Source organism: Pseudomonas sp. AN3A02, from assembly GCF_011765255.1.
Taxonomy (GTDB): Bacteria; Pseudomonadota; Gammaproteobacteria; order Pseudomonadales; family Pseudomonadaceae; genus Aquipseudomonas.
Map to the genome: position 1 here is coordinate 14,522 of NZ_JAARNI010000004.1, position 15,936 is coordinate 30,457.

At 56.6% G+C, this 15,936-nt stretch carries 6 protein-coding genes; all 6 read right to left on the reverse strand.

The features are described from left to right. Positions 1-102: 102 nt before the first annotated feature. A complete protein-coding gene (locus HBJ59_RS17280) occupies positions 103-1,413 on the reverse strand; it encodes a sugar ABC transporter substrate-binding protein (protein ID WP_076013611.1) in 1,311 nt (436 codons plus the stop codon). A 297-nt stretch (positions 1,414-1,710) separates the two neighbouring features. Beyond that, on the reverse strand, positions 1,711-2,616 hold the full coding sequence (locus tag HBJ59_RS17285) for an AraC family transcriptional regulator (protein WP_076013610.1): 906 nt from the start codon (positions 2,614-2,616) through the stop codon (positions 1,711-1,713). 167 nt (positions 2,617-2,783) lie between these two features. Next, positions 2,784-8,486, reverse strand: a complete 5,703-nt coding sequence (locus tag HBJ59_RS17290; protein ID WP_167664213.1) for a dermonecrotic toxin domain-containing protein — start codon at positions 8,484-8,486, stop codon at positions 2,784-2,786. A 173-nt stretch (positions 8,487-8,659) separates the two neighbouring features. Next, the gene (locus HBJ59_RS17295) at positions 8,660-9,943 is read right to left on the reverse strand and encodes a glycosyltransferase (protein ID WP_076013608.1); all 1,284 of its coding nucleotides are present in this window, start codon (positions 9,941-9,943) and stop codon (positions 8,660-8,662) included. Positions 9,944-10,045: 102 nt separating this feature from the next. After that, complete coding sequence (locus tag HBJ59_RS17300; RefSeq protein ID WP_167664214.1) at positions 10,046-14,668, reverse strand: hypothetical protein; 4,623 nt, start codon at positions 14,666-14,668, stop codon at positions 10,046-10,048. 177 nt (positions 14,669-14,845) lie between these two features. Then, a complete protein-coding gene (locus tag HBJ59_RS17305; protein WP_167664215.1) occupies positions 14,846-15,928 on the reverse strand; it encodes a nucleoside hydrolase in 1,083 nt (360 codons plus the stop codon). Between the last annotated feature and the right edge of the window lie 8 nt (positions 15,929-15,936).

Genomic DNA, 15,936 nt, shown 5'->3' on the forward strand with positions numbered 1-15,936 from the left:
GCCCCTGTAGGAGCGAGGCTTGCTCGCGAAGGGATTCCAGGCGCATCGCTGCGGTGGATGTACCTTTTTCGCGAGCAAGCTCGCTCCTACAGGTGTTGGGGGTTACTTGGGATAACCAGCCCGCTTCATTTCGCGTTCGGTGAAGGTCTGTGAATCTGCCAGGGCTTTGTCCACAGTGGAGCCACCGGTCAGTGCACTGGAGAAGAACTTGCCGACCTGGGTACCAATCGCCTGGAATTCAGGAATGGTCACCAGCTGGATGCCCACATACGGCACCGGCTTGGCCGACGGGTCTTTCGGGTTCGCGACTTTCAGCGATTCCAGCGTCACCTTGGCGAACGGTGCAGCCTTCATGTATTCGTCGCTGTAGGTCGACGTGCGGGTACCTGGCGGTACGTTGGCAATCCCGTCGGTCTTGGCGACCAACTGGCTGTATTCCTTGGAAGTGGCCCAGGTGGTGAAGACCTTGGCGGCGTCCTTGGCTTTGGAGCTGGTTGGAATCCCCAGGGACCAGGAGTACAGCCACGAAGTACCTTTTTCGGTTTTCTCGTGCGGTGCAAAGGTAAAGCCGACGTGGTCAGCCACCTTGCTTTGGGTCTTGTCGGTCACGAACGAGCCGGCGACGCTGGCGTCGACCCAGATCGCGCACTTGCCGCTGTTGAACAGCGCCAGGTTTTCGTTGAAACCGTTGCTGGAAGCACCCGGCGGGCCGGACTTCTTCATGTTGTCGACGTAGAAGTTCAGCGCGTCTTTCCACTCCGGCCCGTTGAATTCCGGCTGCCATTTCTCATCGAACCAGCGCGCACCGTAGCCGTTGGCCAGGGTGGTGATCAGCGCCATGTTCTCGCCCCAGCCGGCTTTGCCCCGCAGGCACAGGCCGTACTGTTCCTTGTCTTTATTGGTGAGTTTGGCGGCGAACTCGCCGATCTGCGTCCAGGTGGGGTGCTCAGGCATGGTCAGCCCGGCGTCCTTGAACAGGTCGGTGCGGTAATAGGTGATGGAGCTTTCGGCATAGAACGGCAGGGCGTACAGCGAGCCTTTGACGGAAAGGCCGTCACGCACAGACGGGAAAACGTCGTCCAGGTCGTAGGAGGCAGGCAGGTCCTTCATCGGTTCCAGCCAGCCCTTGGCGCCCCAGAGTGCAGCTTCGTACATGCCGATGGTCAACACGTCGAACTGTCCGCCTTGGGTGGCGATGTCGGTAGTGAGGCGTTGGCGCAGGACGTTTTCTTCGAGTACCACCCAGTTCAGCTTGATCTCCGGATGCTCGGTCTCGAAGGTTTTCGAGAGCTTCTGCATGCGGATCATGTCGCTGTTGTTGACGGTGGCAATGGTCAGGGTTTGCGCGCCAAGACTGACGGCGCTCAGGGTCATGCAGGTACAGGCAAGCAGAGCTTTAGCTGTGAACTTCATCGCGCACTCCATTTCTGCGCCCAGGGGCTACAGAAGGACAGTTATTGTTGTTGTGTCTTCCACGACTGCTGGAAGAGTGTGCGTTGATTACAGCCTTCAATTGGCGTGCTGACAAATCCTTGGGAGCACTTTTACTGATACTTTTTTGCACTCGGTCGTAAATGCGCTGAAACGGTTTACTGCGCAGGGCTTTACCGTAGGAGCGAGCTTGGTCGCGAAAAAGGTACATCCACCGCAGCGATGCGCCTGGAATACTTTCGCGAGCAAGCTCGCTCCTACAGGGGGGCGTTGAATTGATTAAGCGAGGTTTTGCTCGGTCAGGCGCTGCACCGCCAAACGCCGGTAGTGCGAGGGCGTCATGCCTTTGAGCTGCTGGAACCGGCGGTTGAAGTTGGAGATGTTGTTGAAACCCGACTCAAAGCACACATCCGTCACGGCCTTATCGCCATCGGCCAATAGCTCGCAGGACTTGCTGATACGCAGGCGATTGACGAACTCGATGAAGGTGCGCCCGGTGGCTTGTTTGAATACGCGGGAGAAGTAGGTGGGCTTCATGCCGAGGTATTCAGCCACTTCTTCCAGGGACAACTCCCGGGCGTAGTGGGCAAAAATGTAGTCCACCGCGCGGTTGGTGCGGTCGATGCTGTGTTCATCGGCCAGTTGCGGGGTGGTCACGCCCGAAAGCAGTTGGTAATCCTCACAGGCACTGAGCACCTCCAGCAGGATGAAGAAGTGCCCGAGGCGCGCCATGCCCTGGGCGTCCTCGATGCGCTGCATCAGGTTCATGGCCTGGGCGATGGTCTTTTTGCAGCGAAATTCGATGCCGTATTGTGCTCGTTCCAGCAGCGGCGTCAGGGTCTTGAGTTCGGCGAATATCTGACCGCCGCCTTCAAACAGGTCGTCAGTGAAGTTCACCAGCATGTCGCGCTTGGGCACCACTTCGTCCTCGGCCACCTGGCTGATCCAGTTGTGGGGCAGGTTGGGGCCAGTGAGGAACAGGCTTTCCGGGTAGAAGTTGCCGATGTAGTCGCCGATGAACACCTTGCCGGAGCTGGCGACGATCAAATGCAGCTCGTATTCCTTGTGGAAATGCCAGCGCACTAAGGGGCACGGGAAGCCGTGTTGGCGATAGATGATGGACAGACCATTGTGATCGTCCATCAGCTCGTAGGAAGGATCGGTGATTCTCGCTGCTCGGGTCATGCTGCAGTCGCTTTATTGTGGGGTCGCAAAAAGGATAATGCCCCCTTGTGCGCCAGCTCGCCAGCGTCGGTGTTTATAGGCTGCGGTTTTTCGCCTCGCAAAAAAAAGGGCGCGATCATCCATAACTGGCCAGGCATCGCGCCGTCTTTTGACTGGGTATCGGCGGGTCAGGCGCTCAAGGCGGGTTGGCTGTACGCACGTTTATCCGGGGTTTTCGGCAAATTGAACAGCGTGTTAGTCCAGTCGTTATCGAGGGGGCTCATGTTTGGGTTTGCAGTATCCCGGATCTTCAACCCCAATGCGTCCCATCTTTTCATGGTGGCCTCCAGTTCGGCGGTGTATTGCCCGGCGGGGCAGGCTATTTCGGCCCAGGGGTCAACGATCCAGGCATCGGCCCATTGGGCTTGCGAGAAGTCGGCAGTACCGCCAGGCAAGATAGACGGGCCGCCAACCACGGTGAACGCGTGAGCGTCGCCCGCTGACCAGGTATAAGCGCGACCCCCACTTTCGTTGATGATGTCCTGGGCGAGCAGGCTCATTTCCCCACAGTTCCCGGCGCCACTTTTCAAGGCCTGGGCTCCAAGGTCATACGCGCGGGGTTTCGCGGTCATACGCAACCATACAAGAGCCTCGTTCGCGGCGTCGGCGCGTTTTATGTCGGAGACTGAGCGTATCTGGTTGCTGGGACCCAACCCTGTAGCTTTCATCGCTCGGTCCACCGACTCCTTTGCCTTCAACGCATAAAACCGGTTTTTTTGCTCGACGGTCAGGTGGGCAAAGTTATCGGGCTTTTTAAGGGGAGAAATCTTGTTAGGCATCATAGAAACATTGGCTCTGCCGAGCGCGCCTCGCATTTGCAACTGGAACACTGCCTCACGCTGCTGCTCAGGGGTCATCGTGGCAGTCTTGTTTTTCAGGTCATTGATTTGAGCTTTTGAGTAGCCATTTTTTTCCAGTGACTTATACGCGTCCTTCAGTTTCGGCAGCGCAATGAAGTTGGCGTCGTTCGGATGTCCTGAATCGCCCTGCCGTATATAAAATTTTGATCGATATTTGTTTGCCAGCTCCAACTCAAATTTTGTAGCGCTGCATTTGAGGAATGACACATCCGTTGCGGGTGGCGTAGTGAGCTTCACGTAATAGAATTCAGCAGTATCAGCCTCAATCACCAGATATTCCGTTGTGTCATCCACTATAGGGCTGGACACCACTATGCCCCGCATCTCACGTTGATCGTTGACGCTGTGGGTTATGCTGCCGAGCTTCACCACACGGGTTTCTTTTTCAAGAAACGGATTGGTTTTCTCAAAGGGGAGGCCGAAACCTGGATCGGTGATTATTTTTCCATCGATATGCATTTTGTATTCGATGGGTTCGCTGACGGGCAGAGGTACAAGCTTGGTGCCCATTTCAGTGTCGACCATTTTATGTATGCGCCTTTCCCTGACAACGAACCGGTCGCTGTTGAATAGTTTGCGCGGGGAAGGAAAAAGACGCTCATGCTCCAATGCCTGCAACTCCAGCTGCAACTCGTTGCCGGTGCTGACGATGATCCTGGATAAGCACTCATCGTTGGTGCCGCGTCTTACCCTCGCGCCCGGCGCGGGTGGCACTGGGCAAACGGCTTCGAAGTTCTCCAACTCCGCCTCGTGCCCGGCTGATTCCACGTCCGTCAGTTTGCCAGGCCGTTTGGCGTTATAGCGATAGACTTTCTCGCCATCCACCACATCAAAGCCGTCGGAGCGGGAGATGACATAGGCATCTTCTGCCAATGATTGCTCGGTGACCAACGCCTTGGTGCCGTCAAAGAAGGTTTCAGTTTGCAGCGGGAGGGTTGATGGCGCGCGAGTGCTTGGCTGGATAAAGGGGTCTTCAGGTACGCTGCTTGCACCCACGGAAAACAGGCTGTTGAGTGCGCCATCTACGGCCTTTACAGCGCCATCTTTGCGCTCAGCCAAGGTGTCGCCCGATACCGATTTTTCTATGCCAAGAGCTGTTTCAGCGATCGCGGCGCTTGTAGCAACCCCAGCGACGATGGCGCCTGCCGGCGCAAACTTTGCCAAGAGTCCCGCAGCCACAGAGATGTCGTTGAGCCATGTGTCGCGAATCACCTCGCTGTTTGACTTGATCACCGTGTCTGCGTCACTGCTCATGCGTTTTTCGGTTGCATCAGTGATGTGCTTGAACACATCGCCGTGAATAATGATGTTGCCGCGATCAATGGTGATGCCTTCCAGCGGATCCCAGGCGTCTGTCCCCAACTTTGCCAAGGAGTTATCGACACCGTAATAACTGATGCCGTCTTGCCGGTCGTACAGCGAAAAGTGAGAGGCCAGGGCCTTGCGTTTGTCCGGATCTTTGGCCTGGTCGACGATCCACTGATCCATTTTTTCCAGAGAGTCGAAGCGCACGAAGGCCGGATCACCACCCGGCACGTAGAGTACCTGTCTGCCGTCACGCCGACCATTGAGGAACAGGTACTGCCCGTCATCCTGGGCCGTAAAACGCACGATATCGCTGGAGCCATAGCCGTTAATATCCAGGGCGTGGGCACGGACAAGGCCACGGGTCGATGTTGAAGCTTTCAACTGCTCTACGGTGACAGGGGCATCCTGCGCTACCGAAATGTTCGATGCTGCGGTTATCACCAGACGGTAGTCATCGACAGTGAATTTATGTTCATCCGCAAGTTTTGATTTTTCCGCAGGGGTTTTCGCCTCATAGGCCTTTAATTGCTGGCGGGCCTGGGCAATAAACTCGCCCTTAACGACGGTGCGATAGTCGTCACGGTGCTTGCCCCAGAAGTCGCCGAGCTTGGCAGTAAAGTTACTCTGCATATCGGTTTTCCAGCTTTCCTTCATGACGCTCGAAGGGGCGAGGGCAAACTTGTGGTGTTCACCGTAACCTGCGGCATCCGTGTACAGGCCCGATGTCGCATCGAGCATGCCAGGCACCCCGTCGGCCTCACTGAAGTTTTTCAGTAATGCATCCGGCAAGCGCAGAGAACTGATAATACGGGGGTGATTAAACTCTTCGGACCTCCGGACTGCGCCAAAACGGTTGTGGTAAATCGAATCTGCATCCACGGTTTTGCCCGTGAGCTTCAGTATGATTGCCTCGGCCAATTTCTTTGCTTCGGCACGTGGGTTTGGCAGTGCCTTGCCGGTCGTGTCGGCGATGTTTTCAAAGGTGGCTTTTTCAGCCGTGGCGCGGACAAGTCTGTCGTAATAGATAGCAGCTTGCACTTCATGTTTTTTAAGGGAAGGGATCGAATGCTCAGGGGAGGCCAGCACGGAGTCGAATGCACCCCTTTCTACCAGGTAGTCGGCCCTTTCCCGGGCTTGAGCGACAGTGCTGCTCGGAGGCTCATTGTAAAAACCGGCGACGATACCTAATGGCACGTCAATGAAACGGCTCAAGCGGGGCATTTGTAGTGACTGTTCCGAGCCTGGCACGATTACTTTGCCTATCGTCAGGATCGGGCCGGCGATAGACGCCCAGCCTGAATCATCTGTCAGCTCAAAGGTTTTCGGGGAGCCGTCCACCATGGCTGTCGCCTGACCGGTAGAGGGAACAACCTTGACGGTACCTGGATCAACGTTTTGCCGGACCAACCATTCCTGGACCGCTACGTGGTTAAACAAACCACGGTAGGCTTCGAGCCAGCGGCCCAGCGAGGAGTGACTTGGAACGGTGGCTGTTTCCTCTGATAAACCTTCGGCCGCTCGTCTCAGTGCGCGGGAATAGCCGGTTACCAAGAGCGTTTCTTCGGAAAAAAGCTCGGCACCACCGGTCAGGAATGTCACAAGCGCGTCGACTTGTTCCCGGTTCTCCGGCAGTCGCTTGCCCAAGGTTTTCAGGACGCTTTCGACGCTGGCAGAGGCCCCAGGCTCGGTAGTGTGCAGTTGACTGTAGGTTGAACCGGGATGGATATTCACAAGGGAGCTGGCCAATACATGGGGGAGTGTGTTTAGCGTGATTCGGCTCGCGTCCAGGCGAGCACGAATCAGTTTTAGTTCCTTCCCAAGATTGTCCCGATCATAGATATCGCCAACGACTCGACGATGAGAGGCCAGCGCCTGTGGACCGCGGGCTTTCTCCGATTTGAGAATGGATTTGAAACTGGCGTCGTAGAACGCTTTTACCATCGATGTTTTCAGCGTACCGCTCATTACCTCAGGGTAAGACAACGGCGTAGGCTGTCCGCCGCCGATGACGACGGCTTCGGCGATTGCCAGGGTCAGGATCGCGGCATTCGAGATACTTCCATTGCTGAAGGGGATCTTCACCCATTTCCCGTCGACCAACCCGCTGACGCTTGAGTCGCCAGGATGAAACTGGATGCTGGAGGCTACAAAGCGGTTGTCTCGGATAAAGTCCTGAAAAGCAGGGCTGCTCAGTGCGCTGCGCAATTGGGTTAACCATTGCCCCAGCGTCGACAAGGGAGGCACCTGCATCGATGCGTCGGGCTGTTGATCGGTGGCTTTTGCCAGGGTTTGCCCCACCTCGGCGTCGGCCTTGGCGCGAGCTTCGTCAACAACGGCCACTGTCGTGGCCAGGGGCGGGCTATGAGATGGTTGCGAGGCGGGTCGCGGGAAGCCGTTTTGCAGGGCGGCGCTCTGTTTGAGTATGTCCAGCAGGTCAGTGCCCAGTGTCGGCTGGGCGTAGAAGCCCAGCACTTGTTCAAGCGTGGCCGGCTTATGAGCAGGGTGATGTACCCGCGCCGTTGAACCACCCACCATGCGTTTGGCGGCCTGCTGGATCGCCTCACCTACTTCTGACCATCCTGAAAGGTCATGGAGGCTGAACGTTTTGTGTGTGCCATTGACCAGGCCGCTCAGCTCACCTGTGCCTGGATCAATACTGACACTGGACATCGAAATGCTGTGCTTCCTGACAAATTGCACGAACGCATCAGAGCACAGTGCGGTTTTCAACGCTTCGCGCGCTTGCCCGAAGCCCGAGCGTTCCGGTAGGTCGGTCAGCTCGTTCGTTGCCGTTTGGCCATAGGGACGGATTTCAGGGCGAAGGTAGAGCAACTCCCGTGCGCAGATTCGGGCCAGTTGTTGATCGGCCAGTTCTGTCCGCGCTGAAGGTATCAATGCTTCATTGACGGGGGCGAGTGCGCTGAACTGCTCAGGCGATAAACCGACAAGGTGTTGCTTGGCACTTTCCTGGCGCTGGCGAATAGCATCGACGTGTGAATTGCTTGAAGTCTGCGGTTGCAGGGCGTCGAAATCACCCTGGTTCAGTAGCTGGCCAACGCGACCAAGCAAGGCTGCGGCAGGGTATCTATCCGTTTCACCATAGAACGCGGCAACCACATTGGCAGGCGCACTGTCTTTGCTGAAATATTGAATCGGGCCGTGCTGCCTGTCGACGGACAACTCGGCCAGGGCGGCAAAAACGTCGCCGGTCAGCGTGTTCCAGCCGGGCGTATTGTGGGCGTTGAACTCAGAGGCCTGGCCACTGAGCCGGATGGTTTGGGAGTCGGGATACAGTAATAGTGTGGAAAGGTCGATGTTCTTTGCTTTGGCAAAACTGGCAAAGGGCTCTGAACTCAACGCCCTGTCCAGCCGTGACCAGGGCTGGCTAAACGTTGAGTAAGGCGCGACGCGCACGGCTTCCTTGAGCGGGAGGCTCTGGGTGGTTCTGATGGCAAGCGAGCGCGCACTCAGGGCCTCGGCATACCCCAGGGCCATTTCCTTGTCACCTTGTTCGACCAGTGCACTACGGATTTGTGTCAGCGTCGGCGGCGGGCTGGTTGGCGGTGGAGTGTCGGTTGATCGGCGGGTCCGAAGGGTATCGCCATTGTCTTGGGTGAGGATGTATCCGTTGGAGGCAAGGAAACGGGACTCAACACTGCTCATGGAACCACCTTGAATTAATCGACACGTTCTGTGCAGGCCGGACGATACGACCGACTTATCCAACTATGTCGCTTCGCGCTCTGCAGGCGTTCCGAAGAATGCCCGCGGGAGTTTGGCGGAGTATTTCAAGATAAAGTGCAGCCCGCTCGCGGCGCGCCCCGCCAGCGTGTGTGTTACAGGCTGCGGTTTTTTGCTTCGATCCACTGCGCCATGTACTGGGTACTTTTGTGCAGGTGATGGCGCAACATGCTGCCGGTAAAGTTGTTGCGGCGATGCTCGCTCAGCTCATTGCGGCACTGCTCCAGGCGCGCCACCAGTGCCGGGCCGTGCAGGTCCTGGGCGTAACGGCGGGCGAGTAATTGCCGGCCGTCTTCCTGGGCCTGGGTCCAGCGCTCCTGGTCTTGATACAACGCAACCGCTTGCGCCGCCAGCGCAGTGGCGCTGTGCTCGACCACGCCGGGCCAGGGTTCACCCATGGCTTCGGCACCTACTGGCGTGGTGACGCTCGGTGTGCCACAGAGCATCGCATCGGCCAGCTTGCCCTTGATCCCGGCGCCAAACCGCAACGGCGCCAGGCAGATACGCGCAGCAGTCATCACCTGCAACGCATCCTCAGCCCAATTCATCACATGGAAGCCTTGGGCCGGGTTGTGCAGGGCAGCGGCCTTGGGCGGTGTGTAGGCGCCATAAACGTGCAGTTGAGCACCCGGCAGTTGCTGGCGGATCAGCGGCCACACGCTGTTCTTCATCCACAACACCGCATCCCAGTTCGGCGCATGGCGAAAGTTGCCAATGCTCAGGAAGTGCGCGCGGTCTTCAAACGGCGCGAAGGCTACGGTGGGCGGCGTCAGCATCAGCGGGCACCAGTGGAGCAGGGCGGCGGGCACCTTGAAGTGCTCGGTCAGCAACTGGATTTCCACATCGGAGATCATCAGGCTGATATCGCAGCGGTAGATCGCGGCGATCTCGCGCTTGGCCAGGTCAGTGTCGGCCATGTAAGCGAATTCGGCGGCCAGGTCCTGGCTGAACAAAGGGCTGAAGTCGTCAGCCTCGGGTTGCGTCTTCAGGAAATCCTTGAGGCGCTGGTGCCGGGCATCCCGCAGGCTCTGCAGGTCCGAGCTTTCCAGTACGCGAAGGGCATTCGGGCAGCATTTTTCTACGCGCCAGCCGAACTGTTCTTCCATCATGAAACGGTCGAACAGCACGATGTCGGGGGCCAGTTCCCGGATAAAGTCATCGAAGCTGCTGTTGTTCAATTCAATCGCACATTCGCGAATGCCCAGGGCGGGCAAGTCGGCCTTGTGCTCGCCGGCCGCGGCGGGGCTGGCGAAGGTCAGCGCCCAGCCTTGGGCCAGGAAGTTTTCGAGGATCTGCATCATGTGCCCACCCGCAGCCGAAGAGCGAGGTTCTGGCCAGACGTAGCCGATGATCAGAACTTGGATGGCGGATGGGCTCATGAGCAACATGTTCCTGTAGGCAGAAAAAAGGCGATTTAATCACGGCTGGGCATATGCAGGCACCGCTCAGATATTCAGCACGTCATGGCTGACGTGATTCTCTCAATCAAATTTTTTCTCCGCGTCGACGGTACCCTTTAGCCAGTCTGGGTCATCTGCATTGATCCAATCACCGTCGTTGCTACGGATAGCTTGGCCTTTTGCTTTCCACTCGAGCATTTTTTCTTTGAATTTCTTCATGTATTCGGGTGCTGGGCATTCTATTTCTGCCCATGGGTCAGAAATCCAGATGTCCTTCCAAACAGGTTCCGAGAAATCAACCGTTTTCACAGTGGGGCTAATATCCCCTACAACGGTAAACGCATGTTTGTCAGGCATTCCCATTACCCGTGCTTTACCCCCGTTCATTTGAATGATTCTTGCCGCAGTATGGGCCATATGGTCGCAGTTACCTGCGCCCGTTTTGAGGATGGTATTAAAATAGGCATCATTTGAAGCGTCAAACTTCTCATATAACCATGCCGTGAGAGGTTTGGAAGTATTGATCCTTTGCACATCCAAACTATTACCCGCTATACGTAAGTTGGCGGGGCCTACGCCGGTTGTAGAAATTTGTTTATCCACTTCGTTTTTGGCTTCGCGAGCAAAAAAATTATTTTTCTCCGATGGGACCAGTGCATTGAAGTTTGCCGGTTTGTTTAAGGTGGGAAGCCGCACTGGCTCCATTGCGATATCAATGTCGCGAGTAGTTCCCTTGTTCCAGATGTTGAATACAAATTCACGTTGCTTCTCAGGCGTCAGTGTCGCAACTCCGGCCTTCAGTTTATTCAACGTTTCGAGAGAGTGTCCCTTCCGTTTCAGGCTTACGTAAATGGAGTCGATGGGTGGCAAGTTTATAAAGTTGCCGGGTAAGGCTGGACGGCTTAATTGGAATTTTTCTTTGATGTTTTCGTAGTCGTAAATTAAGTGGTCGCTGGGGCTTTTTCCAAACTCTATGTGGGTAAACAGGTCCGTGTCACGATCAAGATCACGATAATAGAAACGTCCGGGATCAACTTCTACGACGAGGTATTTTTTACTTCCGGAAGGTACGATCAGTCCTCTTAACTCTCGCTTGTCGTTACTAATGTCAGAGATCGCGTCAAATTTGATGACTCGGCTTTCAGCGTTTAGCTCATTGGAGAAGTTCTTTTCAGCGAACCCGAAAAATTTATCATTGACAATAGTTCCCGATATGAACGGCTTATACTGTATTGGGGTGTTGAACGGATGCGGGACCAGTTTGTCGTTCACAACATTAAAAAGGCGGCCCTCGTAGACCACGGTTCGGGTGCCGTTGTATCTGATCGGAGCAGGGAATAAGCGTTGGTGCTCCAATGCTTGGGATACCTGCGCAGATTTGGAGAGTTTCGGTTCAATGATTTTTGGAAAGCAAAGATCATTGAGCCCACGCCTCACTCGTCCTCCAACGGCTGGAGCGGGGCAGTACGCTTCGAAGTTATCCAGTTCCTTATAGTGCTCGGCAGATTGCAGATCGGTTAATCGATCTGGACGGGCAGGGTCGTAGCGGTAAACCTTCTCGCCATCAACAAGATCGTAGCCTTTTGACCTATTAATGATGTGTGCATCTTTGGAAAGGGTCTTTTCTGAAAACTGCACCGTTGTGCCGTCGGCCAAGGTTTCCTGCAGTAGAGGTACCGAAGCGTCGCTGCGAAAGCCCACCAGCGGCGCACCGTAGGCGCTGCCGGTATTGGGGTTGACCGCATACCATTTATCGCCCTCGTATTTCGCCAGCAACTCAGTTCTTTCCGCGCCGTTGGCTATCGAACTGATGATCCCTTTGGCGATGCTGGCTTCCTTGAGCAAGTTGTTGGACGCAGCAAATTTGTGCCCGAAGGAGGGAATGGTCGAGTAAAACGACTTGGCGTTTTTGTGGGTTGCCGCCACCAGTCCCATCAAGTCATCGGCGTTTGATGTGGCTTTGGTCAGCATGACTCTCAGGGTGTTCAGCGATTTGGCGCTATGGCGCAGTGCCGTGCCCAAGCCTTTGGGGCCCGGTATCAGCATCATGGTGGCATCGATCAAAAAGCTGCCGATCGCTTCTGCCGCGTTGCCCTCAATTGCATATTTCAGGGTGGTGCCAAAAGGCAGAAGGCTGAGTGCTGCGGCGGCACCGGCCTCGGCGTAACGCTGCTGCAGCTCGACGGCGCTTTCGCCTGCGGCCATGCTCATGAACATCTTTTTGGGCACGACAAGATGTTCTTTTGCGGCGACAGAGGCCAGATAGACGGTCTTGCTGTTGGAGTAAGACAGGCCGGGCGTCTTATCGCGGTGCTGTGGTACCCAGGGAGTCTCGGGTATGAGCTCTTCAATAATCAGTTCCGAACGTGTATTGCGTACCGGTTCTGTACCGCTGCTATAGGCGTCCCAGTCGAAAGCCTGGCGTTTGTCGGTTTCATAATTACTATAGGGCACCACATTTCTGCCCGCCGGCAGGTCCGCCGGCAGATCGGTGCGTACGACGATTTTTTTCAGCCCGGGGAACACCTCGTAGTAGCGCACGTCCGAGCCGAGCTCTGAGCGAATAATGATGCCATGACGACCTTTGCCATTTTCGATCGCCTCCTGGCTGACCAGGTGTGACGCGCCGGAAATAGCCTTCCTCAGCGAGTAGAACTTCTGCGTACCGAGGTTGAGATGTTGCTGATCTGTTTCAGGCAACTGCGATAGCAGGTGCCGGACCAAATAGGCCTCGGACCTCTGAAGATTGTAGTGATGAAAGTCGGCACCGGACTTGAACACCCTTGGAATATTGTTGAGCCGTGAGAATTTTTGCTCAAGGTCGTGCATGGAGACCTGGCTGTTGATGGAACGCCAACGCCCCTTGACCAGTTCGCCCGACATGTGTGCGTCCAGCAGGCTGTAAAAGGCATTCTGGTCGCCGTCGATGCTTTGCAATACGGGTCTTTCAAAATTGATCGACTCTCCATAAACGCGCTTCAGTTCATCAAGCGCCATTTGCCTGCGGGTGGGTATGGGCTTGAGCAAATGTTGGCCGGCAAACCCCAAGTCCGAAATCTCTTTTTTGTAGGCCGATTTAGCGGTGGCGATGTCGCTCGACGAGTAATTGCCGTCATCTTTTTTCGGCAGGGCGCCGTTGGTAATCGCCCAATCGATCATTGATTCGCGCAGGGTGTACAGGTTGAGCCATTCTTCATCATCGGTAATCGGCTCCAGTTCTGCGAAATCGGTGATTTGCGGGTAACTCATGGTGGCGCTTGCGCCGGGTGCCAGGTGCTCTATTTTCGATATGGCGCTGCTCAGCGAGGCCCATTGATGGGTGCCATAACGCAGGTCGTCGGGCAACCCCTGGGCCAGCAGTGCTGGCGCGGCGTGAGACAACATCAGGTAGGCGGCAACATCCTTGTGCGCGGGTTGCACGCGACTCTGGGTCATCAGGTGGTCGCCGACAGACTGGACAATGTCCGCCGGTTTCTTTCCCCAGTTGCCTGGCTGATCAAGTTGATAGTGCGCAATTTTGTTACGGGTGGCTCCGGCATTGGCGTCCAGGCTCAGTACCAGGGCCGATAGCACCAATTCGCGACGGCTTGTGGGGGTGGGCAAGATGCCCAGCTCGGCCTCCAGCGTTTGCCCAAGCGCCAAGGCCTTGGGGTGCGTGAGCATCTGTTCGAGTTGCTCCCGAGGGGACGCGGGCGTCGCAGTGTGGGTGGGTCCCATCAAGGTGGAAAACAGTGTTTGGCCGGGGGCTATTTCTGCTTGTGCTGCAGCGCTCAGTTGCCTGCGCTGAGCAGTGCTCAATGACGCCGGTGTGGACAGAAATCCCCAAAAGTTGGCCAGGGGCGGGCTTTGCGGAACAGGCGTGCGCAATACGTCCAGCAGGTTACCGAATCCCTCGTCGGTGGTCGGCAGCGTCCAGCCTTTGCCGGTGATAAAGTCTTCGGCTCTGGTAAAACCCTTGGGTTGATGGGAGGAGTTGGGGTCAACTTCGAAGCCGGCCAGGCGCATACCTACGAGGTGGTTATGCAGTTTGCGCTTCAGGGTATTACGGTCATTGATGTCACCCAGTACCTCACGCTGATTTTGCAGGGCCTGCTCACTGCGTGAGGCGGCCAGGCGTTCGGTCGGCGGGGCAAAACTATAAGTGCTGGCCAACTGCGCGAGGCTTGTCGGGTCAAGGTCCTGCCCGTAGAAGTGTGCCACCAGCCAATGCGGAACGGCGGTTGCGTCGATGTGGTGCAGTGCGACAGGTCCGTTAATACCGCCGGCAAAGATCTTCGCTGCTGCCAGCACCGGGCCTGCAACCTCTCGCCATCCGGATTGATCGTTCAGGTTGAAGACCTTTGTCTGATTGTTGACGGTGGCCATCAGCTGGTTGGTATCCGGGTAAAGGACGATCCCCCAGGGTCGAATGCCCTGGGCTTTTGCCCATTGCTGAAATTCCGGGTTCTTCAATGCATTGTTCAACTGGGCCTGCCACTCGCCCAGGGTCGAGTGAGGCGGGACCACGATATTCGTTTGCCCCTTGAATCCATTTGCGAAGGCACTGCACAGATTTTGCGCCAAGGCCCTGTCGCCCGCTGCACGGGTATTGTCGCTGGTTAGCGGCGGGGTGGTTGGGTTGAGGACTGGCGCCAAGCTCTCGAGGGGCGCAGGGTAAGAGTTCGGGGTGCGCCCGGTGGTCAGGCTGGCGTTGGAGAGTGTCATCAATGAGTTCCCGAATAGGTTTTCAGACTTGGCACAGGCCGCTGATAGCGGTCTGTGGTGTCACCTATGTGGTGAAATCCGAAGGGGTGATTCCAATAAAACGGGAATGAAGCTTGAACGGGTGTTGCGAGGCGGCGCGCAACAAGCCTCGATGACTTTGTTGCGCGGCTTAAGCGCTTAGCGGGGAGCTTTCACTGGCGTCGGCAAGGTGACGAGGTTGACGTAGCCATCCCAGAACTTCTTCTGGTCCACGGCAAACACCACCTTGGCCTTCTGCGTGCCCACCGGAGCACCTTTCTTGTAGCCCAGTGCCCGGCCGTAATCGGCGCCGAAGGTGGTGTCTACGTCCACCCACAGTTCACGGGATTCGGTGACGATCTCGGGGCTCACGAGAAACAGCGCCGGCAGGCTGTCCCAGGTGAAGCTGTGGTAGGTGGGGTCTTTGTCGAACAGTGGGCCGAACTCGTGTTTGTACAGGTCGGCAATCGCGCCTTTGTGGGCAATCACCCGCTCGTACACCGTCTTGTCGAAGGTGACTTTCTCACAGACATCGTTGGGAAAAATCACGTGTTCGATCGGCGAGCGCAACACGATCTTCGCGGCCTCCGGGTCGAACCACCAGTTGAACTCCGCCGCCGGCGTGGTGTTGCCCGGAATCTCAAGGGCACCGCCCATGTACACGATGCGCTTGATCAACGGCACGATGTCCGGCGCCGAACGAATCGCCAGGGCAATGTTGGTCAGTGGGCCGACCGCCAGAATCGTCACCTCGTGGGGATTGGCCCGCACGCTGTCGACGATGAACTGCACGGCGGTTTCCTTGCGCAGCGTGGTATGGGTCGCCAGCCCGTCCGGCGGTGCTACCCGCTGTGATGCGCTGGTTGGCCGCGGGTTCTTGAATGCGCCTGGCCAGCCGTAGCCGAACAGGGATTTTTCCGCCTCATAGGTGGCGTAGTCATGCAGCAGCGGGTAGGCGGCGCCGGAATAGACGCCGACCTCCTTTTCCACGCCCATGCGCTCTACGGCCTTGAGGGCATCCACCTGTTCCTGGTCGACCCAGGCATTGCCGCTGACCAGGGTCATGCCCAGCAGGTCGATGCGTTTTTGCCCATGTAGCTGGGCAAGCATGATAAAGGCCTGGCCGTCATCGTTGAGCACGTTGAAGTCGGTGTCGAAGATGACCTTTTCTGCGGCCTGTGCCGTACCGGCACACAGGCCGACGGCGACAAGCAGGGCACAGCGCTTGATGAAACCTTGCATGGAGACTC